This window comes from Streptomyces melanosporofaciens, from assembly GCF_900105695.1.
GTDB classification, from domain to species: domain Bacteria; phylum Actinomycetota; class Actinomycetes; order Streptomycetales; family Streptomycetaceae; genus Streptomyces; species Streptomyces antimycoticus.
In genome coordinates this window covers 258,133-281,118 of sequence record NZ_FNST01000002.1, presented here as the reverse complement: position 1 = coordinate 281,118, position 22,986 = coordinate 258,133, and the positions used below count along the sequence as shown (strand labels likewise).

General features: G+C 68.6%; 23 protein-coding genes and 3 pseudogenes. 10 read left to right on the top strand and 16 right to left on the bottom strand.

The features are described 5' to 3' along the window. Positions 1-10 precede the first annotated feature (10 nt). Together BLV72_RS47770 and BLV72_RS48665 are read right to left on the bottom strand one after the other, a co-directional pair. Entirely contained in the window at positions 11-283 is a 273-nt protein-coding gene (locus tag BLV72_RS47770; protein WP_093460287.1) for a hypothetical protein, read from the bottom strand. 208 nt (positions 284-491) lie between these two features. After that, entirely contained in the window at positions 492-815 is a 324-nt protein-coding gene (locus BLV72_RS48665; protein WP_208905526.1) for an acyl-CoA dehydrogenase family protein, read from the bottom strand. 619 nt (positions 816-1,434) lie between these two features. Here BLV72_RS48665 and BLV72_RS03850 point away from each other — a divergent pair. Next, complete coding sequence (locus BLV72_RS03850; RefSeq protein ID WP_093460285.1) at positions 1,435-3,795, top strand: ATP-binding SpoIIE family protein phosphatase; 2,361 nt, start codon at positions 1,435-1,437, stop codon at positions 3,793-3,795. 117 nt (positions 3,796-3,912) lie between these two features. Here BLV72_RS03850 and BLV72_RS49575 read toward each other — a convergent pair whose 3' ends face one another. Both BLV72_RS49575 and BLV72_RS49570 read right to left on the bottom strand, forming a co-directional pair. Further along, positions 3,913-4,227, bottom strand: coding sequence for a transposase (locus BLV72_RS49575; protein WP_244320638.1), 315 nt, complete (start codon positions 4,225-4,227; stop codon positions 3,913-3,915). Further along, positions 4,137-4,766, bottom strand: coding sequence for a helix-turn-helix domain-containing protein (locus BLV72_RS49570; RefSeq protein WP_244321364.1), 630 nt, complete (start codon positions 4,764-4,766; stop codon positions 4,137-4,139). Before BLV72_RS49570 ends, BLV72_RS49575 begins: the two co-directional genes overlap by 91 nt. 18 nt (positions 4,767-4,784) lie before the next feature. Between BLV72_RS49570 and BLV72_RS50990 the strand changes: the two genes are divergently transcribed. Continuing rightward, the gene (locus BLV72_RS50990; protein ID WP_280143071.1) at positions 4,785-4,919 is read left to right on the top strand and encodes a hypothetical protein; all 135 of its coding nucleotides are present in this window, start codon (positions 4,785-4,787) and stop codon (positions 4,917-4,919) included. A 195-nt stretch (positions 4,920-5,114) separates the two neighbouring features. On the opposite strand, the gene BLV72_RS03840 is transcribed toward BLV72_RS50990, so the two are convergent. Then, on the bottom strand, positions 5,115-5,981 hold the full coding sequence (locus BLV72_RS03840; RefSeq protein ID WP_244320637.1) for a LuxR C-terminal-related transcriptional regulator: 867 nt from the start codon (positions 5,979-5,981) through the stop codon (positions 5,115-5,117). A gap of 108 nt (positions 5,982-6,089) precedes the next feature. Between BLV72_RS03840 and BLV72_RS03835 the strand changes: the two genes are divergently transcribed. From BLV72_RS03835 to BLV72_RS51880, 5 genes and pseudogenes are all read left to right on the top strand, one after another. Beyond that, the gene (locus tag BLV72_RS03835) at positions 6,090-7,781 is read left to right on the top strand and encodes an AMP-binding protein (RefSeq protein WP_093460282.1); all 1,692 of its coding nucleotides are present in this window, start codon (positions 6,090-6,092) and stop codon (positions 7,779-7,781) included. Positions 7,782-7,820: 39 nt separating this feature from the next. Then, positions 7,821-9,020: an acyl-CoA dehydrogenase family protein gene (locus BLV72_RS03830; protein ID WP_093460281.1), complete on the top strand. Its 1,200-nt coding sequence runs from the start codon at positions 7,821-7,823 to the stop codon at positions 9,018-9,020. Next, complete coding sequence (locus BLV72_RS51460; protein ID WP_167746303.1) at positions 9,017-9,271, top strand: SDR family NAD(P)-dependent oxidoreductase; 255 nt, start codon at positions 9,017-9,019, stop codon at positions 9,269-9,271. The genes BLV72_RS03830 and BLV72_RS51460 overlap by 4 nt, the downstream gene beginning before the upstream one ends. Before the next feature lie 49 nt (positions 9,272-9,320). Then, a complete protein-coding gene (locus BLV72_RS51455; RefSeq protein WP_342030650.1) occupies positions 9,321-9,722 on the top strand; it encodes an SDR family NAD(P)-dependent oxidoreductase in 402 nt (133 codons plus the stop codon). Between the two features lie 528 nt (positions 9,723-10,250). Continuing rightward, positions 10,251-10,538, top strand: a pseudogene (locus tag BLV72_RS51880) (substrate-binding domain-containing protein); the annotation flags it as partial. A 35-nt stretch (positions 10,539-10,573) separates the two neighbouring features. On the opposite strand, the gene BLV72_RS03815 reads toward BLV72_RS51880, so the two are convergent. From BLV72_RS03815 to BLV72_RS03805, 3 genes are all read right to left on the bottom strand, one after another. Continuing rightward, a complete protein-coding gene (locus tag BLV72_RS03815) occupies positions 10,574-11,596 on the bottom strand; it encodes a zinc-dependent alcohol dehydrogenase (RefSeq protein WP_093460278.1) in 1,023 nt (340 codons plus the stop codon). Positions 11,597-11,605: 9 nt separating this feature from the next. Further along, on the bottom strand, positions 11,606-12,466 hold the full coding sequence (locus tag BLV72_RS03810) for a fumarylacetoacetate hydrolase family protein (protein ID WP_093460276.1): 861 nt from the start codon (positions 12,464-12,466) through the stop codon (positions 11,606-11,608). Positions 12,467-12,553: 87 nt separating this feature from the next. Beyond that, on the bottom strand, positions 12,554-13,399 hold the full coding sequence (locus BLV72_RS03805; protein WP_093460275.1) for an IclR family transcriptional regulator: 846 nt from the start codon (positions 13,397-13,399) through the stop codon (positions 12,554-12,556). 162 nt (positions 13,400-13,561) lie between these two features. On the opposite strand from BLV72_RS03805, the pseudogene BLV72_RS51875 reads away from it, so the two are divergent. Together BLV72_RS51875 and BLV72_RS03795 are read left to right on the top strand one after the other, a co-directional pair. After that, positions 13,562-13,702: pseudogene (locus BLV72_RS51875) on the top strand (dihydroxy-acid dehydratase domain-containing protein); the annotation flags it as partial. Between the two features lie 158 nt (positions 13,703-13,860). Continuing rightward, positions 13,861-14,556 carry an SDR family NAD(P)-dependent oxidoreductase gene (locus BLV72_RS03795; protein WP_093460273.1) on the top strand — a complete coding sequence of 232 codons (696 nt, stop codon included), beginning with the start codon at positions 13,861-13,863 and terminating at the stop codon, positions 14,554-14,556. A 127-nt stretch (positions 14,557-14,683) separates the two neighbouring features. On the opposite strand, the gene BLV72_RS49565 is transcribed toward BLV72_RS03795, so the two are convergent. The 6 genes and pseudogenes from BLV72_RS49565 to BLV72_RS03775 all read right to left on the bottom strand — a co-directional run bounded on the left by BLV72_RS49565 (position 14,684) and on the right by BLV72_RS03775 (position 18,852). Beyond that, positions 14,684-14,848, bottom strand: a complete 165-nt coding sequence (locus BLV72_RS49565; RefSeq protein WP_244320635.1) for a hypothetical protein — start codon at positions 14,846-14,848, stop codon at positions 14,684-14,686. 223 nt (positions 14,849-15,071) lie between these two features. Further along, positions 15,072-15,200, bottom strand: a pseudogene (locus BLV72_RS51870) (ABC transporter permease subunit); the annotation flags it as partial. Then, on the bottom strand, positions 15,139-15,480 hold the full coding sequence (locus BLV72_RS47755; RefSeq protein WP_167746301.1) for a sugar ABC transporter permease: 342 nt from the start codon (positions 15,478-15,480) through the stop codon (positions 15,139-15,141). The gene BLV72_RS47755 and the pseudogene BLV72_RS51870, both read right to left, overlap by 62 nt. After that, complete coding sequence (locus tag BLV72_RS47750; protein ID WP_167746300.1) at positions 15,477-15,617, bottom strand: hypothetical protein; 141 nt, start codon at positions 15,615-15,617, stop codon at positions 15,477-15,479. Before BLV72_RS47750 ends, BLV72_RS47755 begins: the two co-directional genes overlap by 4 nt. Before the next feature lie 110 nt (positions 15,618-15,727). Beyond that, a complete protein-coding gene (locus BLV72_RS03785) occupies positions 15,728-16,249 on the bottom strand; it encodes a hypothetical protein (RefSeq protein ID WP_143059740.1) in 522 nt (173 codons plus the stop codon). Between the two features lie 578 nt (positions 16,250-16,827). Continuing rightward, the gene (locus BLV72_RS03775) at positions 16,828-18,852 is read right to left on the bottom strand and encodes a TolB-like translocation protein (RefSeq protein WP_167746299.1); all 2,025 of its coding nucleotides are present in this window, start codon (positions 18,850-18,852) and stop codon (positions 16,828-16,830) included. A gap of 194 nt (positions 18,853-19,046) precedes the next feature. Between BLV72_RS03775 and BLV72_RS03770 the strand changes: the two genes are divergently transcribed. Further along, complete coding sequence (locus BLV72_RS03770; protein WP_093460266.1) at positions 19,047-19,673, top strand: TetR/AcrR family transcriptional regulator; 627 nt, start codon at positions 19,047-19,049, stop codon at positions 19,671-19,673. 52 nt (positions 19,674-19,725) lie between these two features. Here the strand turns inward: BLV72_RS03770 and BLV72_RS03765 are convergent, their stop codons facing one another. Beyond that, positions 19,726-21,702, bottom strand: coding sequence for a PKD domain-containing protein (locus BLV72_RS03765; protein ID WP_167746298.1), 1,977 nt, complete (start codon positions 21,700-21,702; stop codon positions 19,726-19,728). Between the two features lie 103 nt (positions 21,703-21,805). Beyond that, a complete protein-coding gene (locus BLV72_RS03760; RefSeq protein ID WP_093460263.1) occupies positions 21,806-22,963 on the bottom strand; it encodes a serine hydrolase domain-containing protein in 1,158 nt (385 codons plus the stop codon). Positions 22,964-22,986: the final 23 nt, after the last annotated feature.

Here is a 22,986-nt window from a genome sequence, read left to right as displayed (position 1 = left end):
CCTATCCGTCTCACACGACAACTTGCTTTTGGGTTGTTCGGGCCGTGGACGCGGCGGCACTGACGTCCTCGGCCGTCACCGCCTGCTGGTCGTCGGGGGCGGGCTCGGGGAGCAGGGCCCGATGGCGGACGCACGTCTTCTCCACGGCCTCCACGAGGTTGTGGAAGAGGCGCCAGCGGTCCGCACAGTGCTCAGCGTCCGTTGCTCCGGCGCGGGCGCCGTCGGCGTAGGCGATGGAGCGGTCGCGGCAGACTGGCTCAAGGTCGCCAACCGGCGTGTCCACCGCACCCTCGGGGCTGGTCCGGCTGACCGGTGGGAGGCGGACCGGGCCCAGCTGCGAGGCTGGGCGCCGAGCACTTCGAGCGAGGTCGGCGGGCCCCGTCACGCCCGCCGCGTAGCGCTCCTAGACGCCCTCGCTGACGCACGTGCCAGTCGAGGACGGCTTCAATCGTCCCTGCCGCCGTCCCTACAGCATATTGCCCAGGCGAAAGTCACCGTGAGTCAGCGCAGTCCACCTCTGGGGGCCGGTTGGCCTCGGGATCGCTGACGCCCACGACCATGGAGAACGCGGTGCGCGGGTCGAGCGCCCCGGTGGTCCACCTCTTGCGCCCATTGACGACGATCTCGTCTCCCTCGATCCGCAAACCGGTGCCGATGTTGCTCGCGTCGCTGCTCGCGACCTCGGGCTCGGTCATGGCGAAGGCGCTGCGGATGTCGTCTCGCATCAGCGGCACCAACCAACGTTCGCACTCGGCGTCGGTCGCGAAGAGGTCGAACAGCTCCATGGTGCCGACGTCCGGTGCGGAGCAGTTCATCCCCTCCGGGGCGAGCTGCGGGTACCAGCCAGACCGCTCAGCGATGGCCTTGTAATCGAGGACGGACAGGCCGTGAGCGGGCTCGGTCGAGTGCGGGAGGAACAGGTTCCAGAGCCCGCGCGCGGGCCTCAGCCTTGAGCTCCTCCATGACAGCCGGGCACGTCGTGAGGAGTGCCCGCGGCCGCGAGCTCGCGCCGCTGCTGTTTGTAATGCGCCTCCGCAGGGGCGACCCGGTCGTCGATAAAGCGCTTGCTCGGCTCGAAGTCCGTTCGGAATCCTCCCCGACCTGGACGACATACGCAGCCAATCCTCAGCCTCCATCATAGGCATGACAATCGTATGAGGTTTGTCTGGCTTGCGCGTCGACAGGCAGGAGCGGTAGGACGATCCTGCTCGGCGCGTCGGTGCTCGCCGCGGACGTGGCGGGCCCACCAACTTTCGAGCTCGGGTCTCGCCATGGCCGATACCGATATCCACACGGCGAGCGCCCCGTGAAGCATGCGCCGACTTCGCTACGCTCATCGACCACGCCGAGGCGGGGCCTACGCGCCTTACGATTGACCTGTCACCAAACGGGAGCGGATATTGGTTGCGCGATAAGAGAGTCAGGTAGGCACCCATGACGGAATCCGGTGCATCATTCAGTCAGTTCCTTCCCGGGCCGCTTGGCAGCCCTCACGACACGGCAGCTGTCGTGGTGACGGACGCCGAGGGCCGGGTGACCCATTGGAGCAGCGGGGCCCAGTCCCTTCTCGGGTATGCCCTCGAGGAGATCCTCGGCCGGCCCCTGGCCGATATTTTCACCGCCGACGGGGCAGCGCTCCGGCATCGCGACGGCCACTCGCTGGACGCACAGGTGCTCATGTCTCCGTTGCAGGGCAGCGAGCGGCAGGGCGGTTTCTTGTTCACGGCCGTGCCCGGGGCGAGCGTGGAGCAGCCCGGGCCTGACGAACTCATGCGGTGGATGTTCGACCAAAATCCCGTCGCTCTCTCAATTGTCGACTGCGAGGGCCGGGCCCTGCGGCAGAACCAAAAGGTGGCCTGGCTGATCGACTACCGCGAGCAGGAAATCCGCGGCCGGCTTATGGCCGAGTTCCTCGAAGACAGGAAGTTCGAGGAGCCCCAGCAGCGGGCGCTGCGGGTGGCAGCGACCGGGCAGCCGGAGTTCATAGAGAATTTCGTCAAGTTCTCGAGTGAGCCAACGGCGCATGCCTGGGCCGTCGACATCTTCCCGCTTAAGGACTCGACTGGCCGTGTGCGCGCGGTGGGCATGGCAGCACATGACTACTCTGAGCTGTACGGTTCCCGGGAGCGGCTGGCGCTGCTGAGTGAGGCGAGGACGCGCATCGGCACGAGCCTGGATGTGGCGGACACCGCCCGTGAGCTTGCCGAAGTCGCCATGCCCCGCTTCGCCGACATGGTCAGTGTCGACCTGCTGGGCGCCGTATTCGAGGGCGACCTGCCCGCCTCCGCCCTACCCGGTCCCGTGGTTCTGCGCCGGGCGGCGTTGGCGCCCTGCGACCGCACCGACGTGGGTGTGGCACTCCGGCATCCGGCGTCCTCCCCGCTCGCCCGGTGTCTGGCTACCGGGCAAGCGGAACTGCACCACATCAGCGACCCCGAGGTGGTCCGCTGGTTCGCCGACGACCCCGCCCAAGCGGCGCAGGCCCGTGTGTATGGGATCCACTCGCTGATCGCGGTGCCCATCCGCGCCCGCGGCACCACTCTGGGCGCGGCTTTGTTCCTCCGCGGTGGCCACACTCCTGAACCCTTCACGGCCAATGACCTCGTCATCACGGAGGACCTGGTCGCCCGGGCTTCGATCTGTCTGGACAACGCCCGCCGGTTCGCCCGCGAGCGTGGCATTGCGCTGGGACTGCAGCGCGCTCTGCTGCCGCAGAGCCCGAGCGTGCACCCTGCCGTGGAAACTGCTGCCCGCTACCTACCCGCAGGTGGTGAGGCTGAGGTCGGCGGCGACTGGTTCGATGTGATCGCGCTGCCCGGCGCCCGGGTCGGTCTGGTCGTTGGGGATGTCGTCGGCCACGGCATCCGCGCCTCCGCCACCATGGGGCGTCTGCGCACGGCGGTGCGCACCCTCGCCGACGTCGACCTGCCGCCCGACGAGCTCCTGACGCACCTCGACGACATCGTGACCCACACAGCGGACAGGGACAGTGATGCCCCCGGCGGGATTCCGAGCGACGTCGGTGCCGGTTGCCTGTATGCGATCTACGATCCGGTGTCCGGCAGCTGCTCGCTGGCCCGGGCCGGCCACCCGGCGCCGGTCCTGGTGCACCCGGACGGCACCACCCACATGGTCGACATTCCTGCCGGACCTCCGCTCGGCCTGGGCAGCCTGCCCTTCGAGGCCACGGAACTCACCCTGCCCGCAGGCAGCGTGTTGGCCCTGTTCACGGACGGACTCATCGAGACCCGTGACGCAGACGTCGGGGACCGGTTGGACACGTTGTGTCACGCTCTCTCCCAGCCTGCCCCCTCGCTCGATGCGTTGTGCGACTCTGTTCTGGGCGCCTTGCACACCGACTCCGGGGCCCGGACCGACGACATCGCGCTGCTCGTGGCCCGCACCCGGGTCCTTGACGAGCATCAGGTCGCCTGCTGGGACTTGCCCCGCGATCCCGCCGTCGTGGCCGAAACGCGCAAACAGGTGGGCGACCGACTCACCGCGTGGGGGCTGAAAGAGGCTGCGTTCACCACGGAATTGGTGGTGAGCGAGTTGGTCACCAACGCGATCCGGTACGCCACCGGGCCCATCCGCCTGCAGCTGATCAAGGAACAGAGTCTGATCTGCGAGGTCTGCGACGGCAGCAGCACCAGTCCTCACCTGCGCCGGGCCCGGCCGAACGACGAAGGCGGCCGCGGCCTGTTCCTGGTCGCCCAGCTCACCGAGCGCTGGGGCACCCGGTACACCTCGACTGGCAAGATCATCTGGGCCGAGCAGCCCATCGGAAAACCGTGACGCCCGACGGCCCGGGCGCCACAGGCCCACAGCAGGCAAGACACGAGACCACAAACCCCACACGGGCATGGCGTAGCGCTTCAGAACGGCTTCAGTGGTTGCGAGCTGGGATTTTCCTTATGGTCGGTTGGCTCGGTGGTACTCGTTGATGAGGCTGGCGACGGCTTGTCGGCGTTTGATCCGGACTGCGGGCAGGGGGATGACGTTCGGGTTGTCGCTGGGCGCGAGCTGGTCTCGGCCTTGGTGGGGCCGGTGGTTGTTGAAGTGGCGTGCGTAGCCGTGGAGGATCTTCTCGGCGTGACCACGGCCGAAGAGCAGGACTCGGTCGGTGCACTCTTCCCTCACCGAGCGGATGAAGCGTTCTGCGTATGGGTTGCAGTTGGGGCTGCGTGGAGGGACCTTGGCCACGGTGATGTCCTCGCTGGCGAACACGGCGTCGAAGGCGGCCGTGAATTCGCGTCCCGGTCGCGGATGAGGTGAGTGAAATCTCCGGTGCGATCGCCGAGTTGCCACAGGAACTGCCGGGCCTGCTGAGTGACCCATGCGGCGGTGGATGGGCGGTGACGCCGAGGATGTGGATGGTGCGGGTGCGCACCTCCATGGCGAACCGCGCGTACGGCAGCCCACTCACCGCGCGCCGGCTGGCGGGGCGGCGCGGGACCGAGACCGGCAGCACGCAGCACCCGACGGACGGTGGCGGGGCTAACTTTGTACCCGAGGCGGCGCAGTTCGCCGTGCACGCGTCGGAAGCCCCATCGGGAGTTCTCGGCGCCGAGCCGGATGATCAGGTCGCGGATCTCCTCGGGCAACGGAGGCCGCCCAGTAGACGGCGACTGCGTCCACTTCTGCTTCACCAGACGCTGGTGCCAGGTCAGCAGGGTGCGCGGTGAGACGATCCGGTGTTCGCGCAGGGCGCGGGGGAGCAGTCGGGACAGGGCAGCGAGCAGTGCACGGTCCGGCCATCTGGGCATGGGCGAGGTGACCTGCCGATGCAGAACCGCGAGCTGGTGCCGCAGGATCAGTATCTCCACATTCTTGGTCGCAGAGGATCGAGTCATCAGGGAAAGCCACGCGAAGATCCGCGTGTCGATCAGGTAGGTAAGCCGTTCCAGCATGAGGACTGATCATGCTGGAACCTGGTGGTCAGGTACGTTACCCCAGGCCAGGTCCGGTGAAGCCATTCTGGAACGCTACGGGCGGCGTCGTGCTGTGTGGACCAGCCGAAGAGGTGGATCAGGGGACGGCCGCGTGATCCCGGGACAGTGGAGTTTCTGCAGCGAGGGGGACCTGAAGGTTGCCCGGCGGCTTGTGCCGCCGCGCTATGGGAGAAGCCCCGCGCGCCGGGCGGCGACCACGGCTGCGAACCGCGTGTGGGCGTCGAGCTTCCGCATGGCGCTCCGCAGGTATGCCTTGACCGTCTCAGGTTTGAGAGACAGTCGCGTTGCGGCCTCGACGTTGCTGCATCCCAGGGCTACTTGAGCCAGTACGTCGATCTCGCGGGGCGACAGAGGTGAAGGGGTTCGCGGTGCGGTGCCCAGGCCGGCCAAGCGCTGGGAGACGTCGAGAAGTCGATCGCGCAGCGAGTCGTCCTGAACGGTCTGAGCGATGACACGGAGCTCCGCGTGCAGTTCACGGATCTCCTCGGTTTCGCTGTAGCTCGTGTTATGGCCCGAACCGGTCTCCGAGGCCAGCCGGAACCTCAGCCGTCGATCGACCTCGTCCCGCACGGCGAGTTCGGTCGCCAACTGTCGTGCGGCACCTGCTACGGCGTCGGCTGCGCGATCCCCGAGCGGCGTCGACGCGCGGGTCGCTCCGTACAGCACCCCGCGTACCGAACCGGACACCACGATGGGAACGGCCACGACGGAGCGGATCCGTTCCGCGAGGACGGGGGCGTCGTAGTCGTGGGTGATGGAGTCGTCCGATCCGTAGTCCGCCACGGCGGCGGGGCGGCGCTCCACGAGGACATGTCCGCCCAGGCCGGTGGCGGCGTAGACGGGGAGTCCGCGCAGCCCCGCCGTCTGAACCCCGATGTGCTGTGTCAGGTGAAGGACTTCACCCCGAACCGGCCCGCCGAAGGCGACGGGGAAGTCACAGCGCCGCTGAGCCCATCGCAGCGCCTGCCGAAACGCGTCACCGTCGTCGGGACGCATCGATATAGTCGACATGTCCGAAATGGGTTTCATCGCCCCTGCCCCTTTCCGGGGGTAGTCGGCCATCCTCGTGACCCGGAGCATAAGTCGCCGTAACGCCACCGCAAAGAGTCGGCCGACCGCGCCAGGAAGGGGCTGATCATGAGCAGCATCGGTCAATCCGTCGGTGAACAGGGGTTTGGCGTTCCGGCCGCTGCGTCGGAACGGGTCCGGGAACTGCTGGCCCGGTTCGGCTCTCCGGAGGCGTGTGCTGCGGAGTTGCTGTGCGACCGGCACCCTGCCGACGCCGTGGCTTTCACGGTCGTCGAGGCTGATCTGTCGGCCCGCGACTTCACCTTTGGTGAACTCCGGCGTGACTCGGCGCGATGCGCCGCCGCTCTGGCCGGAATCGGTGTCGACCCCGGTGACGCCGTGGCCGTTCTGATGGGTAAGTCGGCAGACCTGATCGTGGCGCTTCTGGGTATCTGGCGCCGCGGTGCGGTGCACGTACCGCTGTTCACCGCCTTCGCGCCGCCAGCCATCGCGCTGCGGCTGAAGGCCAGTGAGGCGAAGGCCGTTGTTGTTGATGCCGGCCAGCGGGACAAGCTCGCGCCCGGCGAGGACATGCCCGCCGATGCCCCGTGGCAGATTGTGGTCGCGGGCGGCGAACCGGCCGAAGGCGAGTTGTCGTTCGACCGCCTGCTCGGCGCGTATCGCGGGGACGAGCCGGAGGGCCGGGCGGTCGCCCTCGGCGGGGACGCGGCGCTGGTCCAGCTGTTCACCTCCGGGACCACCGGGACGCCGAAGGGCGTGCCCGTTCCGGTCAAGGCGCTGGCCTCGTTCCAGGCGTATCTGGAATTCGGCCTGGACGTCCGGCGCGACGACGTGTTCTGGAATGCCGCCGACCCGGGCTGGGCCTACGGGCTGTACTACGCGATTCTCGGTCCGCTGGCCGCGGGCCACCGGAGCCTGCTGCTGCACTCCGGCTTCTCGCCGGCGCTGACCTGGCAGGTCATGCGCGACTTCGGCGTCACGAACTTCGCCGCGGCCCCCACCGTCTACCGCAGCCTGCGCAATGACGTGGAGTCCGTGCCGGACGGGGTACGGCTGCGTACGGCCTCTTCCGCCGGTGAGCCGCTCACCCCCGAGGTGATCGACTGGGCCGAGCAGATGCTCGGCGTCCCCGTACGGGACCACTACGGTCAGACCGAGCACGGCATGGTCATCGTCAACGGCTGGGCCGACGCCGTACGATCCCCGGTCCGGCCGGGATCGATGGGCAGGCCCCTGCCCGGCTGGTCGGCCGAGATCCTGTACCACGAACGGGACGAGCCCGCCCCGACGGGGACGGCGGGTCGTGTCGCGATCAAGGTCGCCGGCAGCCCGCTGATGTGGTTCTCCGGATACACCGGCTCCCCCGGGAAGACCGCCGAACGCTTCACCGCCGACGGCCAGTGGTACCTCACCGGCGACGCCGGAACCCGGGACGAGGACGGCTACTTCTTCTTCTCCGCCCGCGACGACGACGTCATCATCATGGCCGGGTACCGCATCGGTCCCTTCGATGTCGAGAGCGTTCTGCTGCAACACGAGCTGGTGACCGATGTCGCGGTCGTCGGAGTACCTGACGCGCTGCGCGGAGAGGTCCTCGAAGCCTTCGTCGTCCTGCACCCCGGCGCGGTCGGCGACGACGCGCTCGTCACGGAACTGCAGCACCTGGTCAAGGCCCGGTTCGCGGCGCACGCCTACCCACGCACCATCCACTTCACGGACCGGCTGCCGAAGACTCCCAGTGGGAAGATCCAGCGCTTCGTCCTGCGCGAGCAGCGCCGGGCGGAGCTGGACGGCCACTGATACCTCCCGCCCCCGATCGAGATACCGGAGACCGATCCGATGCCCGTCTCACGTCTGCTGCCGACCGAAGAGGCGGCGGATCTCCTCGCCCTGACCCGCGAGATCGCCGAGCGCCACCTGGCACCGCGTGCCGCGGAGCACGAAGCGGCGGAACGCTTCCCTCGGGAGGCGTTCCGGACACTGGGCCGGTCCGGCCTCCTCGCCCTGCCCTACCCCGTCGAGTACGGCGGAGGCGGTCAGCCGTACGAGGTCTACCTCCAGGTCATCGAGGAGATCGCGGCCCGTTGGGCCAGCGTCGCCGTCGGGATGAGCGTGCACGCGCTGTCGTGCTTCCCGCTGGCCACGCACGGCACCGACGTTCAACGCGAGCGCATGCTGCCGCAGTTGCTGGCCGGCGACCTGCTCGGGGCCTACTGCCTGTCCGAAGCACACGCCGGCTCGGATCCGGCCGCCATGACCAGCCGAGCCCGGCGCGACGGTGACGCGTACGTGCTGCGCGGCGCCAAGGCATGGACGACACACGGCGGACACGCGGACTTCTACACAGTCATGGCGCGCACATCCGATGACCGGGCCCGAGGCGTCTCCTGCTTCCTGGTGCCGGCCGACACACCCGGTCTGGAGGCCGATCCACCGGAGCGCAAGATGGGCCTGACCGGATCGGCCACCGCGACCATGCGCCTCGACGGCGTCCGGGTGCCGGACGACCGACTGATCGGCCAGGAAGGCCAAGGCCTCGCCATCGCGCTCGAGGGCCTGGACGCCGGCCGGCTCGGTATCGCCGCGGTGGCCGTCGGGCTCGCCCAGGGCGCGCTGGACGACGCGCTCACCTACGCACAGCAGCGGGAGACCTTCGGCCGCAAGATCATCGACCACCAGGCGATCGCCTTCCTGCTCGCCGACATGGAGGCCGCGGTCACCTCCGCCCGAGCGACCGTGCTGGCCGCGGCGCGTCGCAAGGACGCCGGGCTGCCCTACAGCCGTCAGGCCAGCATCGCCAAACTCGTGGCCACCGACGCCGCGATGCGGATCACCACCGAGGCGGTCCAGATCTTCGGAGGAGCCGGCTACACCCGTGACTTCCCCGTGGAGCGCTACATGCGGGAAGCCAAGGTCATGCAGATCTTCGAAGGAACCAACCAGATCCAGCGCATGGTCATCAGCCGCGACCTCGCCCGCGGCAAACCCGGACCCGCCACCCACGTCCTGCCCGTCGCGCCCACGAAGGTCCACCCATGAGCCCCAACGCATCGGTCGCCCTGGTCACCGGCAGCGCCAGCGGCCTCGGCCGCGCCGTCGCCAAGGAGCTCCTCGCCGCAGGATCCCACGTGGTCATCGCCGTCCTCCCCACGTCCCCACGGGGTTCGGACGTCGCCGAACTGTCCTCTCCGGGCAAGGTGGTGTACGCCCCCTGTGACGTGACGGGCCCCGGTCCGTACAGGTCGCCGTGGACACCGCCGCCGAGCTCGGACCGCTACGTATCGCCGTGAACTGCGCCGGCGTGGCCACCCCGGCAAGTTGCTGTCACGCTGCGGGCCGTTGCCCCTGGAGGAGTTCGAGCGCGTCGTCCCGGTCAACCTCGTCGGAACGTTCAACGTCTTCCGGCTCGCCGCCGAGCGCATCACCGAGGCCGAGCCGGTGGCTGGGGAGCGAGGCGTGCTCATCGTCACGGCATCGATCGCGGCTTACGACGGACAGGTTGGCCAAGCCGCCTACGCCGCTTCGAAGGGCGGGGTGGTCGGGCTCGCGCTCCCGGTCGCACGGGAACTGGCACAGCATCGGATCAGCGTCGTCTCCATCGCGCCGGGGCTCTTCGACACTCCACTCATGGCCGGACTGCCGCTGGAGGCTCGGGAGTCCCTCGGCCGGCAGGTGCCGTGCACCCGGCACGGCTCGGCGACCCGACCGAGTTCGCGGCACTGGTCCACCACGTCGTGGTGAACCCGATGCTCAACGGCGAGGTCATCCGGCTCGACGGCGCCGTCCGCATGGCCCCGCGCTGACGAGCCGCCCCCTCGGCCGCCACCTGTCACTGTCACGATTCAGCTGCTCTACGGGGGCGGATGTACGGGCGTAGGGAGAGTCGAGGGCAAGGCTGAGGACGGCGGCTTTGCTGGCGGGCGGTGGGCGGATCTCGCACCGGGGGCCGTCGTCATGCTCGCCCCGGTCGGTGCCGACCGTCGCCTGCGCATGGAGGCTGTGGGCATCCACGTGATCAACGCCTGGAGGCGTGATCCCGAGGACGTCGGACACGACACCCTGGCCCATTCCCAGGACCGAGTCGACACTTTGCAGGCCCCACGTGGCCGCGACTGGACACCGGCACCTGGGCTACGCAGCGCCGGCCGACCCTCGTCTGGGCGCCTTCTACGAGCTGCGTCCGCAAGGAGTACGGGACGCCTGCGCTGAACAGGGCCTCATCGCGCCCATGGTGCGGGAGGCCGAGCCGACGCCGACGCCGCCGCGGCGGCCGTGCGGGCAGAGAGCGCCGAGGGTGTGACCGCGGTCTGTGCTTTCAACGACGAAGTGGCGTTCGCGCTGTTGGCCGGGATGTGTGCGGTTGGTGTGTCCGCTCCCGGCGACCTCGCTGTCATCGGCGTGGACGACATTCCGGTCGCCCGGTTCGCCGAACCCCCGCTGTCGATCAGTACGTGGGGATCGCCGCCGGGGGCTTGCGGAGGCGATTCTGCGACGCCGGGACTTCCCTGCCCAGCAGGGCAGGCAGCGCGGCAACTCGGCGGTCGTGGCGTTCGGTAGTCTGCCTGAGCCTCCGCGAACCGCCGTCGCATCGCTCACTCCCCGCTCAGGCGCGGGTCGACATGGATCTTGGGGCTGGCTCCCGCACCCGCGGGGCGATCACCGCCGAGTATCGACCCGACCTGGTCCAGGCTCACGGTCGCCCCCACCAGCGGCCGGGGATCCAGGAGCCCGTCCGCGTACGCGGTGACGGTCGCGTCGAGGGCGGGAGACGCCGAGAGCACGCCGACCGCTGTGACGTCCTTGAGTGCGAGCGTGCGGGTGTCGATCCGGCTCGGTTCACGTGCCAGACCGATGTAGACAACGCGGCCGCCCGGTTCCACCAACTTCAGTGCCAAACCAGGCAGTTGGGAAGCGTTGGAGGCGTCGACGACCGCGTCGAACGGAAGGTCCGGGAGGGTGTCCTCCCGCCAGAGCCGCTCGAACCCGAGGCTACCCGCGAAGTCCAGGGAACTCTGTGTCTCGCCCATGAGGTGCACGTCGGCGCCCATGGCCCGCGCGAACATCGCGACCAGCAGCCCGATGGTTCCCGGACCGAGGACCAGTACCCGTTTGTTCCGGTCCGGCGCCGCGGCGCGGGCCGCGCGCAGGGCGTTGCCGCCGGGTTCCACCAAGGCGCCGAGCACGGCGTCGACGGACGCAGGCAAGGCGTACAACGAGGAGGCCGGCACGGCGACTTGCTCGGCCAGTGCTCCCGGCCGGGGGCCGCGGACGCCGAGTTCCTCCCGCTGTTCGCACACGTGCTGCTGACCGCGTGCGCAGCGGCAGCACCTCCCGCAGCCCAGCATGGTGTCCCCCGTGACGCGCCGCCCCAGCCAGCCGACGTCGACACCCTGCCCGACGGAAGCGACGCGGCCGGACCATTCGTGGCCCAGGCGCAGCGGGTAGGCGGCCAACCCCTGGTGCAGGTAGGCCATGTCGCCCGTGAACAGCTCGACGTCGGTGCCGCACACGCCGACCCGTTCGACGTCGACCACAACCTCGCCGGGTGCCGCGGACGGCTCCGGCAGGTCCTGGACTTCGTACGTGCGAGGACCCGTGACGACAAATGCCCGCATGGCGCGCGCTCACCGGGGTCCGACGACGCGTTGGCGCTGTGCGCCGAGGCCCATGATGCCCAGCTCCGTCACGTCACCGGGCTTGAGCCACACCGGCGGGTCGAAGCCCATGCCGACGCCGGGCGGGGTGCCGGTGTTGATGAGGTCCCCGGGCTCCAGGACCATGAACTGGCTCAGATGATGCACGATGAAGTACGGGTCGAAGATCATCGCTTCGGTGTTGCCGTCCTGACGGCGTACCCCGTTGACGTCCAGCCACACGCCGAGGGCGAAGACGTCGTCGATCTCGTCGGCGGTCGCGAGCCAGGGTCCGGCGGGGTTGAAGGTCTCGGCGGACTTGCCCTTGGCCCACTGCCCACCGCGCTCCAATTGGAAGGCGCGTTCGCTGACGTCGTTGACGACGACGTACCCGGCGATGGCGTCGCGCGCCTCTTCCGTCGAGCCGAGGTAGCTGGTGCGCCGGCCGATGACGATGCCGAGCTCCACCTCCCAGTCGGGCTTGGTGGAGCCGTGCGGGATGCGCACATCGTCGTTGGGACCGACGAGGGAGTTGGGCGACTTGGTGAACAGGACCGGTTCGTCCGGCACCGCCATCCCGGATTCAGCCGCGTGGTCGCGGTAGTTGAGGCCGATGCACAGGATCTGGTGCGGGCGCGCGATGGGGGCGCCAATGCGCTCCCCGGTGAGGCGAGACACCTGACCCGCCGCTGCGCGCTCGGCCACGACGGGACGTATACGGTCGAGGCCGCCGGTCCCGGAGAACGTCTCGTCGAAGTCGGTGACGACGTCGGAGAGGTCTACGTATATGTCGTCGTCTACGCGGGCGACGGGCCGTTCGGCGCCGACGACACCGATGCGCATGAGGTCCACGGGCTCAATCTCCAGATCAGTTCAGGAGTAAAGCGGGCCAGCACGGTCGTCGGTGGGCTCGCCGGTCGGGGTCGTGCGGGCTGTCGTTCAGCGGAGCGGTTCTCCCAGCGGGCCGAGCAGCCCGCGGACTTCGTCGTACGCGCCGACCAGCGCGTTGAGCGACGTGCGATAGGTCAGTGCGCTGATGCTCACCGCTCCGGACGGGGCCGTGGCCGAGGTCGCGTACACGGGCAGCGCCAGACAGTTGACACCGGGTTCGTTCTCCTGGTCGTCCAGGGCGTAACCCCGCTCCCGCGTGGTCTCGAATTCCTGGTGCAGTGCGGCGGCCGTACAGCGTGTCCGCGGGGTGCGCCGCTCTAGAGTGTCGTCGCCGATCCAGGCCTCGACATCGGCGAGGGACCTCAACTCTTGGGCGAGCAGCAGCTTTCCGACCCCGGTGGTGTACGCGGGGTTGCGGCCCCCGACCGTGGAGGTCAGGCGGACGGCGCCGGTGGGCGGGTCGACCTTGGCGCGGTAGACGACTTCATGGCCGTCGAGCACCGCATAGTGCGCGGTCTCGTTGAACCGCTCGGCCAGCGCCTCCAAAACGGGCCGTACGCGGACATGCTCGGGGCGGGCCTCATGGTGAGCGAAGGCCATGCGCAGAAACTCATCCCCGAGCAGGTAGTGCCCCCGGGCGTCCTGGTCGGCGAGACCCGCTCGGCGCAGAGACTGCAGGGCGCGGTGCACGGTCGGCTTGGGGCTTGCGATCACCCGCGTCATCTCCTCCAGGCCCGCGCCGTCCGGGTGGCGCGCGAGTTCCTTGAGGACAGCGAGCACCCGATCGGCGCCCACAAGTCCCCTGCCTCCGCCATCAGTTGAACGAGGCGCCGGGGGCTCGCCGTTCTTGCTGCCGGGGCCTTTCGGTCCGTCGAACGTCTGCGTATTGTTCATGGTATTCCAGAGATTAGACCGCCGTACCGACTATTGGAAAGAGCACGTGTGAAGCTTCGCATCTCACAGTGGTACTCGGGTCAGGACCGCAACGCCTACATCCAGCGGCCCTGGATGCGCCGGGGCGTACCGGACGGCGCCTTCACCGGCCGCCCCCAGGGCCTCGCCGTCGAGATGGTCGGTGCCGACCGCCGCCCCGCAACCTTCCTGACCAAGGCGTCCTTCCACAACGCGATCGTGGCGCTGGCCGCCGTCGGCGGTTCGACGAACGCGGTCGTCCACCTCCTCGCCATCGCAGGCAAGGCCGCCTCGGCATCGATCTCATCCTTGTCGTCGATGCGGGCATGGAAGTCCTCGAGGAGTCGAAGACGACGGCCCGGCCTCGTACTGCCACTGACGGGCCCGGGCATACGGGCCACCGGCCGTTCGGCTCCACATCCCTGACGACCCACAGGAGAGGCATGATGACGACGACCCCTGCCAGGACCGCCCTCGTCACCGGCGGCGCCGGCGGACTCGGTGCCGCCACTGCCGAACGCCTGCGAGCCGACGGCATCAAGACAACCACCCTCGACCTCGCTGGTACCGCAGCCGACATCGGGGCGGACGTGACGGACGAGTCCGCGCTCCGTCAACTGGCTGTCGACATAGGTCCGGTGGACATCTTGGTCAACTCGGCCGGCATCGTCGGACCGAACGCCCCGCTCGTCGACACCATGCCCGAGCAGTGGCGCCGCGTCCTCGACGTCAACGTCATCGGGACCGTGAACACCATGCGCGCCTTCGTGCCCGGCATGCGCGAGCGCGGCTGGGGCCGCGTCGTCAACTTCGCCAGCATGGCGGGCAAGGACGGCAACCCCAACCTTTCCGCCTACTCCGCATCCAAGGCCGCAGTCATCGCCTTGACCAAGTGCGCCGGCAAGGAGCTGGCCACCAGCGGCGTCCTGGTGAACGTCATCACACCGGCCGTCATCGCCACACCAATGAACGATTCCACCGCCCCCGACGTGCTGGAACACATCACCGGACTCATTCCGATGAAACGCATCGGACGCCCGGAGGAGGTGGCGGAACTCGTCGCGTTCCTCACCTCTGACCGCGTCAGCTTCTCCACCGGCGCCGTCTATGACATTAGCGGTGGACGGGCGACCTATTGAAAAGTCGAAGTCCATGGTCAGGTAGCGGGGGCCTGGTCCTGGGCGGGCTCAGCATGGCCTGAGCCTCGATCCATGTGCCTTCTGCCGCGCCTTCGGGGTCGCTACGACCTGATCCGCCGGACAGGCCCTATCCCTTGATCGCGCCTTCGGAAAGCCCCGAGACGATGCGCCGCTGGACGAACGGGTAGGCGATGACGAGCGTCAGGCTCGTGAGCACGACGTGCGCGAAGATCAGATTCCATCGCACGATCGACGTGTCCGGCGACGCCGATGCGAACCGGTAGAGGGCCATCGGGAGTGTTGCCCTTTCGCTGCCCCGTCGACCTCCGCGGCGTCCCCAGGTCCGGCCGACATCGCCCGGATGAAACCGGTGGCGAGGAAGACGACCGTTCCCAGGCGTGTCCCGGTCGCACCGCGAGGTTGAGCACCGTGGTGGAGTCGCCGGGACCTCCGCGGGTCGTCGCCATGATGATGTCGAAGACGCTCAGCGCCCCGATAAGTGTCACGACGATCGTGAATGTGAAGGCTGGTGCCAGGAGACGAAGGCGGATTCGCCAGAACCGCTGCCAGGCGTTCGCCCCGTCAACCGTCGCGGATTCGATGACGGGCCGTGGGATCGCGTTGAGTCCGGCGATGTAGACCAACGTCGTCAACCCGCTCCACTTCCAGGCGTCGATGAAGGCCGTGGTGGCCAACGCGCTGAAGCCGTGCCCCCAGCCAGGCGGAGTCGAAGCCCGGTACGACCAGGCCGATGGCCCTGTTGAGCGGTCCCGCCGGGGCGACGATGGCGGACCAGATGTATCCCGCGGCGACCGGGGCAATGAGAACCGGCAGGAAGAACACGGCGCGGAAGACACCGTTGACACGGTCGGAACGCTGCAGCGCCAGGGCCAGGGTGAGGCTGAAGGCGTCCTGGACGATCACGCGATGACCGCGTACGTGAGTGTGGCCTCGATCGCGCCTGCCAGGATGCCCTGCTCGGCCATGCTCCGTAGGTTGTCGAGACCGTTCCAGCTGATGTCTTCGACATAGCCGGTCCATCGGGTGAACGCGAAGCGCACGTTCAGCAGGAACGGGAGCAGGAAGAACGCGCAGACCAGGAGAAAAGCCCGCCACGGCCGGAGGCACGTTCGCCATCGTCTGCCCCGATCGAAGAGGTCGCATCGACTCGTCACCACCCCGGCAGATCGGCGGCCTTGGCGCCCTGCGCGAAGGCGGTCCGCGCCTTCTTCCCCCAACCCTGCGGTGTCTCCTGGCCGCTGAGAATCCCGGCGGTGTAGGTGAGGAAGCGGTCGCTGAAGTCCACCAGGTCGGTGTTGAACGCCAGAGCAGAGTTCCCCTTGTACGCGGCGGTGATCTGCTGCTGGAGGCCCTGCACGCCGGACGGCTCTTCGAAGCCCGAAAAGAGCGGGGCCGTCTTGGATTCGTCGACATACTGCTGGTATCCCTCACCGGTGGCGTACTTGATGAAGGCAAGTGCCGTGCTCTGACGCCTCGCGTCCCCGGATTTGGGGACATACCAGGTGCCGGAGACATTCGGCGCCCAGGTTGCGACGGGACCGTCCGCAGACACTGCGGCGAAGCCGATGGTCGCGTCCGTCTTGTCGGTGTCGCCGCCGAACTCCTGGTTGAACGGGCTGAGATCGGAGCCGAGTGCGACCATCGCGCTCGACCCGTCGGCGACGGATCTCACGGACACCTCGAACGTGGCGGGCGGTGGTGGCGTCCTTGTTGAAGCAACCGTCCTTGCGCAGCCGATCGTACGCAGACGCTCCGCTCGACAGATCCACCATGTTCCGGGCCGGGTTGAGGGCCCAGAAGACGGAGGTGGCGTGGTATTCGAGGATGTCCGGGCGGTCTCCGCTGGCCCACTTCGTCTGGACCTGGTTCTCGAAGCCGTCCGCGGCGATCTCGATGATGTTCGTCTTGACGCCGTATTTCTCCCCGAACCGCTCGTAGACCTTTCTGATCGATTCGGGATCGGCGCTGTTGGTCCAGACGGTCAACTCCTCGGCCTTGACCGTAGCCTCCCCCGTCCCAGGAGGTCCGGGTCTCCGCCGACGCCGGGGTTCGAGCACGCGGTCATCGCCAGAACCCCGAGGATTCCCGCTGCTGCGCCTATGCGCGTTACGCCCTTCATCGGGCAACCTCCTCCCGTGCGGTTGCGGGGCCTGTCACCGTGCGTGAAGTTCGTGTCCGACGGGCGAGGGCGAGGACATCGGCGGTTCTTGCCCTCGCCGCCAGACGCATCCGCCGCGCCGATCCGGCAGCTCAGCCGACCCGCAGGCTTGTCGGCGTGATCGTCTCACCGGCCGTCACCTTGACCGTGGCCGGGCGGCCGCCGGGGACCGTGATGACAGCGATGCCGCGGTCGTTGGTGTAGGCGTCCCGACCGGGGGTGTCGATCCGCGCGTGAGTCACCGGCCGGGTGTCGACAGTGGTCTCGTGTGGGCCCATGCCGCCGACGCTCGCGGTCACCTTGATCTCGAAGCGGCCATGGCCGAGGCTCTTGGCCGTCGCATTCATCTGCGGCTTCTTCGGCAGCCGCTCAGGACAGGAGCCCTTCTGCGTCAGCCACGAGGGCGGTCCCGTTACGGTCTTGCCGTCGTAGGTGACGGTGGAGGAGCCCTTGTAGGTCGGCGTGCCGGTGGCGTTGCCGCCGGTGATCTCGAGGTCCTTGCGAAGCGATCCGGTGTGCTCACCCGTCATCACGAGGTTGGTGACCTCATGGACCTTCGTGATGCCGGGTTCCAGGACATCGATCTTCTTGGTCCCGTCGAGGAATGTCTTGCCGTCCTCGGAGTATTTCTCGTACGTCGCGGAGAAGTCGCCGTAGACCGCACCCTGCTTGCCGTTGTAGTGGATGTCGACCGTGCCGCCGCCCGGGCCGTCGAGGGTCACGTCCCCGACGTAACCGAACGGAGGGTGCCAGTCGGCCGGGGCAGGGGCCCAGTCGCCGACATCGGAGCTGACGACGGGTTCCGGCTTGGTCGGCTTGCGGCTGGACATCTTCGCGACGGTCAGATAGTCCGGGACCTCTCCTGAGAAGAGTCCGGCCCCCTCCTTGACCGCGTTGAGAGCGAACTTCGTCCCGTCAGGGCTCCACGCGGTCCAACCCGAGCCGGTGGTGTGCGCGTGTACGTCCGGGGCGACGATCGGCTGGCCGGAAACCGAACCGCTGTGGTCGCCCTCCCCGGGCATCAGCCACACGACGCCACCGCAGGCCAGGTTGTTGGGTGTGTTGATCAGCATGCCGGCCTCGGCTCCGACCATCGGCGCGTCGATGAAGCCGCGGTGCGGCATCAGACCGCCGAGCGAGTCCCACATGTTGTGGGTCCGGTTGCTCCACACCACAGCGCTCTTGCCGTCGGGCGCCCCGGCGAAGTCCTCGTCCCAGTCCGGGTGGTTGGTCAGCCGCTTGCGGACGCCGGTCTTGAGGTTCACCTCCCAGACCTCGGGGTTCTCCGAGTGAGTGCCTCCTGAGTGCACGTACGTCACATGGCTTCCGCCATGGGTGAAGGTCTTCAGCTCGTAGAGCCCGGTGCTCTCCGACCAGGCGTCGATGTTCCGGTCCGTCGCCGAAGTGGGGCCGGGCGGGTTGATGACCTTGGGATCCTCGGCGACGTACTTGTCTTCCTTGCGTACGAGTTTGGCGACCACCATCTGCTCCAGGCCGTCGGTGCGGACGTCCGAGTAGCCGATGTGCTTTCCGTCCTGCGCCAGCGTCGGGTAGGCCCCCTGGCGGACGACGGACTGTGGTCTGTTCGCCGCCCCGCCCGGTGGGATCACGCCGAGCGGGGGATTCGCCGTGGAGAGGTCGTACGGCAGGTATGTGGACGTGCGGCAGTTCACGATGCTGGGCGCGCATTCGAGCACGCCGCTGAAGCCGAGGAAGACCCGCTTGCCGTCCGCGAACGGGAAGACGTAGGGGTAGGGGAGCGTCCGGGATTCCGCCCCGATCGAGCAGGTGAGGCAGCGGAGGCCCTTCCCCCTCAGGCCGGCGATCCACACGTCGCTTCTCGACTTGCCGTCCACCGTGTGTGTCCCGGGGAACAGCAGATGCTTGCCGTCGGGGGTGAAGGACGGAGTGCCCGCACGGATCTCCGGGGGCACCGGGATGCGCTCGAAGCCGATCGGCTCGAACGGAACGTCGCCCGCCCTGCTCGCGGGTGCGGCCGCGCGCTCAGCCCCCGCTTCGTCGCTGCTGGCCCCGGCATCCGTCGCCCCCAAGGTCAGGAGCAGGGACGCGGTGGCGCCCAGGGCGGGCAGGATCCGCCAGTGCACGCTCGCGCTCACTGACGGATGTTTCGACCGCGACGCCGTCCCGGCGGCGCGACGGCGCGAACGGGAATGGGACATCTTTCCTCCGTGCGTGTGGATGTGAATGTGGAGGTGTGGGGTGCTGCGGAGAAGTGCCGGGTTCTTTACTTCGCGTCAAGCTAGGGTGGAGCTTTACTTCGCGTCAAGAAGTCGTCCTATACTTTCTTCTCATGTCCGTCCGCACCGCGCTCGGCCCGAGTGGCCGCCGCTTCGACGAAGACCAACTGCTTGACGCCGCCCGTGGCGTGTTCCACGCGGCCGGCTACAGCGCTGCCCAGATCGCCGACATCGCTCAACGGGCAGGGACGACCAAGCCCACGCTCTATGCCCGCCTCGGCAGCAAGGAGCAGATCTACCGTCGCGTCATCGAACGCGAGGCGGACGTCCTCCATGCCTGGATCGCCGACGCCTACGAGCACGGGGCCGAACTGTCGCTCACGCAACTCGCACGGATGGGAATGGAGCCGCTCTTCCGCCTGGCCGCAGAACGCGCTGAGGGCTTCGACCTGCTCTTCCGTGGGGACAGGACCGGCGACCACCCCACAAGTCTTCGGCGGCAGGTCCTGGGCGCGGTGACAGAACGGCTCGCCGGCCTCATCGAGCGCCGCCGGCAGCCCTACGGCCCGGTGCTCGGGCCGACCGCCGAAGCACTCGCCGCCGCCTGTGTCGGCGTCGCCATTCAGGTCTGTGAGCACGCCATCGACCGCGGCGACGATCTCGACGAGGCCGGGCACTTGGCCGCCCACTTCGTCGCCAACGCGTTCCGCAACCTCGACTTCGACGCACTCACCGAGTAACGCGACACTTCGGTACCAGACAGGCTCAGTACGGGGAGGACGTCTGGTTCGCTCAGGATCCGTCCGCCACGCGCACCTGGAGCCGCGCCAGGTTCTCCACGACCCGGACCCGGTCCGAGGTGTCCCCTTGGCGCTGGCTTGCCACGCGCAGCACGACCACATAGGTGCCCGCTTCCGTGAAGCGGTGCTCCACGTCGATCGTCAGGTTCGAGGTCGGCTCCTTGATCTGGGCCTTCTGCTCGAAGCGGCCCGTGCCGTCCATGTCCCAGGCCGCCTCGACCACCGAGCCCGCGTCGGGCGGGACCTCGATGTCGGCCGTGAAGCGCACGGTCTCGCCGGCCCTGGCCTCGACCGGTCCCTCGATGGAGACGAGCGGTTGGATTCCGCCCCGCTGCCCGGCTGTCGGCGCCAGTAGCGTCCTGTTCCAGGCGTCCAGCTCGTAGGAGGTGTCGGCCGGCGGCCTCACGCCGTCCTCCACCCATGCCACGAGGTCATCGAGCGCCTGCAGCGCGGCCCCGAGGAACCTGATGAACCGCAGGTTGGTCTCGGTGCCGAGCTCGGGTGAGGCCTCGCCGTGCATGGCGTTGTCGAGGATCCAGAGCCGTATGCGGTCGTCGCCGTCCCCGCATCGGGCGCGCACCGACTCGACGTAGTCGTGCGCGAAGACCGGCGGGCACAGGTGGTCCAGGGCGCTCTGGACGACGATCATCTTGCCCTCGAACCGGCCGGTCGGAAGGGTACAGAGCACGGCCCGGCGCTCGGCGTCGGCGGGCCGCTGCGGCCAGATCGGCCGGCCGTCGCTCGCCCAGCGCCGCATGGTCGGCCGAGCCGGGTCGACGATGTGCCGGTGGTAGTGGGACCAGGCCTGCTCGAAGGTGTTGTCCAGGGTGATCTCGTCGCCCACCTGCGGCGCCGGACGCTCGTGGAAGTCGACGAAACCGATACAGTCACCGGCGACGGCCGTGCACACGCGCAGAACGTCACGGCCGGGCTCGCCGACGTTGAACCGGCAGCCGATCAGGTCGCTGGTGAGCTCGACACCGCCTAGTCGCGCACCGACCACATGCTCGGGCGCAAGCAACTCACGGAGCCCCTCGATGAGCGGCTCCATCAGCGCGGGAGCTTCCGGATCCGACGCGCGGACCAGGCCTGTGACGGTGCCGGTCGCGCGGAACGGTTTCTTGCCCTCGCCCGCGTAGCCGGGGAGATTCCAGAAGTCCTCCGCGTACTCGGGGTCGATGAGCGGGGTCCAGTTCGCCCAGTCGGACGCCGCCGTGCTGAGCAGGTACTCGGCCCCCTTCGGATATCCGGCGAAGTAGAGGTCGGACAGGCAATCCCGCTGCTCGTCAGTGTCGAGGACCGCGAAGGGGTCTGCGCCCGCGTCGACGGCGGCGGTGATCTCGTCCTTCTTGTGCCGCAGGGCGATTGCCGCGCGGATCCAGACCGACCAGTAGTGCCAGGCGAGGTGCTGATTGACCATGACGATCGGGACCGCGCCGTCCCACAGACCGGGCACCTGCTCCATGCCCGATACCGACCGGGCACCGCCGCCGCTGCCGCCGATGAGGTAGGCGTGGTGCGGTCGCGCGCCCAGCAGCTCCGCCGCGGCCGTCTTGGCGTAACGCGCGGTCTGCGCGCTCGCGCGGTGCGAGAGGATGGTGAGGTCCTCCGGGAGCCCCGGACCGCCGACCCCGGGCCGCTCCGTGGTCAGGATCCAGCCCTGGTTCGAAGCCACGACGAAGGCGCCCAGCCGGAAGGCGCTGCGGAGCAGCTTCTCCAGGTACTCGGGAGGGTGCGCCTCGGATCCTCCGACACCGCCCGCGAGCTCCTGGACCATCCGGCCCTGGTAGGCGCCGCGCTCCGGCAGGTACATCACGAAGCGGGTCTCGGTGCCCTCGAAACCGCCGTGCAGGTAGCGGTGCGGGATCGGGCTCTCGCGCCACTCGTCGACATCGATGAACGCAGGGCCGAATGCGGGGTCGTCCTGGTGGGGCGCGTCCGCTACGGCGGTCAGGTCCTGGTCGGTCATTTCTCGGTGACTCGCAATCTCGGTCGTGAAGGCATCGGTCAAGAAGGCATCGGTCATGGGCGGAGTGGTGATGGGTGGATCGGTACAGGGACAGTGGGTGGGCTCATGCGGCGCAGGCCAGCGCCGCCGCGTTCAGGTCGCGGGAGCGCCGTACGACGCGGACGTCGTTCAGGTCGCACCCGTTGGTCAGGTAGACGAAGGACAGGCCGCTGTCCGGATCGGCCCAACTGATTTGTCCCGCAGCCCCGTTGTGCCCGAACGTCCGCGGTGTGGCGCCTCCACCGCCGACGCGTTGGAGGCTCGTCGGGTCGTCGCCCTGTAGCTCAAGCCCGCGGGTGCGGTTCGCGATGATGTCGAACGGTGCGGCGGTGAACGTGTTCCGTACGTTGGTCGTGACGTCGTGCCGGATCGCGGGGTCCCACACGCGCTTGGGGTCGTACAGCAGGTGCTGGTAGAACAGCGCGAGGCTCGACGCGTCGCTCACTCCTCCGGCTCCCGGGAAACCGAACGCGACCAGGTCGGGCCGCTGCCACGTGATCAGGGAGGTGTCCGGGCGCACACTCGCGTTCCCCGCGGCCGCCGTGATCGCCTCGGTGATCTCGAGCGGTAGCAAGTCGACACCAAGGAGGTCCTTCACTTCCTCCTCCGTGCTGGGCTCACCGGCGCCGACGATGCGCTGGAGATCACCCTGCCGGTCCTCGGGAACGCCGAGTTCGAGCCGGTCGAGGCCCAGGGGATCGAGTATCCGCTCCCGCAACGCCGTGCGGTGGTCGGTGCCGGTCACGCGCTCCACCAGCTCCGCCATCACGTAGTGCGCACTGAACCCGTGATAGCCGTAGGCGGTGCCCGGTTCGAAGGACGGCTTCCACTGCTCCATCTGCCGCACCCTGGCCGCACGGTCGAAGATCGAGTCGTGGTCGAGCTCCGCCTCCGGGAATCCCGCGGTGAACAGCAAGAGGTCTTCGAGTGTCACCCGTCCCTTGCCGTGCGCCCCGAACTCCGGCCACAGGTCCACGACCGGCGCGAGGGGATCCAGCTTGCCCTCGCCCATCAACTGCCACACGAGCGAACTGAACACCGGCTTGGTCGTCGACCAGATCGAGAACCGAGCGTCCGGTGGCGCGTCACCGAGCGTCTCGTGCACGAGCACCTCGCCGTGCCTGGCCAAAGCGTACTGGCACGCCGGCAACAGCCCCTCGTCCACGTCCCGTCGCGCCCGCGCCTTCAATTCGGCAACGCGCTGTACGGACAGTCCTGCCATGTCGGCTCCTCGTGCTTGGTGGT

Bases quoted from the DNA above. Each gene is read 5' to 3' on its own strand.
- BLV72_RS48665 (WP_208905526.1), bottom strand. From the start codon at position 815: ATGAACTGCTCCGCACCGGACGTCGGCACCATGGAGCTGTTCGACCTC.
- BLV72_RS03850 (WP_093460285.1), top strand. From the start codon at position 1,435: ATGACGGAATCCGGTGCATCATTCAGTCAGTTCCTTCCCGGGCCGCTT.
- BLV72_RS49570 (WP_244321364.1), bottom strand. From the start codon at position 4,766: ATGCCCAGATGGCCGGACCGTGCACTGCTCGCTGCCCTGTCCCGACTG.
- BLV72_RS50990 (WP_280143071.1), top strand. From the start codon at position 4,785: ATGCAGAACCGCGAGCTGGTGCCGCAGGATCAGTATCTCCACATTCTT.
- BLV72_RS03840 (WP_244320637.1), bottom strand. From the start codon at position 5,981: ATGAAACCCATTTCGGACATGTCGACTATATCGATGCGTCCCGACGAC.
- BLV72_RS03835 (WP_093460282.1), top strand. From the start codon at position 6,090: ATGAGCAGCATCGGTCAATCCGTCGGTGAACAGGGGTTTGGCGTTCCG.
- BLV72_RS03830 (WP_093460281.1), top strand. From the start codon at position 7,821: ATGCCCGTCTCACGTCTGCTGCCGACCGAAGAGGCGGCGGATCTCCTC.
- BLV72_RS51460 (WP_167746303.1), top strand. From the start codon at position 9,017: ATGAGCCCCAACGCATCGGTCGCCCTGGTCACCGGCAGCGCCAGCGGC.
- BLV72_RS03815 (WP_093460278.1), bottom strand. From the start codon at position 11,596: ATGCGGGCATTTGTCGTCACGGGTCCTCGCACGTACGAAGTCCAGGAC.
- BLV72_RS03805 (WP_093460275.1), bottom strand. From the start codon at position 13,399: ATGAACAATACGCAGACGTTCGACGGACCGAAAGGCCCCGGCAGCAAG.
- BLV72_RS03795 (WP_093460273.1), top strand. From the start codon at position 13,861: ATGATGACGACGACCCCTGCCAGGACCGCCCTCGTCACCGGCGGCGCC.
- BLV72_RS49565 (WP_244320635.1), bottom strand. From the start codon at position 14,848: ATGGCCCTCTACCGGTTCGCATCGGCGTCGCCGGACACGTCGATCGTG.
- BLV72_RS03770 (WP_093460266.1), top strand. From the start codon at position 19,047: ATGTCCGTCCGCACCGCGCTCGGCCCGAGTGGCCGCCGCTTCGACGAA.
- BLV72_RS03765 (WP_167746298.1), bottom strand. From the start codon at position 21,702: ATGACCGACCAGGACCTGACCGCCGTAGCGGACGCGCCCCACCAGGAC.
- BLV72_RS03760 (WP_093460263.1), bottom strand. From the start codon at position 22,963: ATGGCAGGACTGTCCGTACAGCGCGTTGCCGAATTGAAGGCGCGGGCG.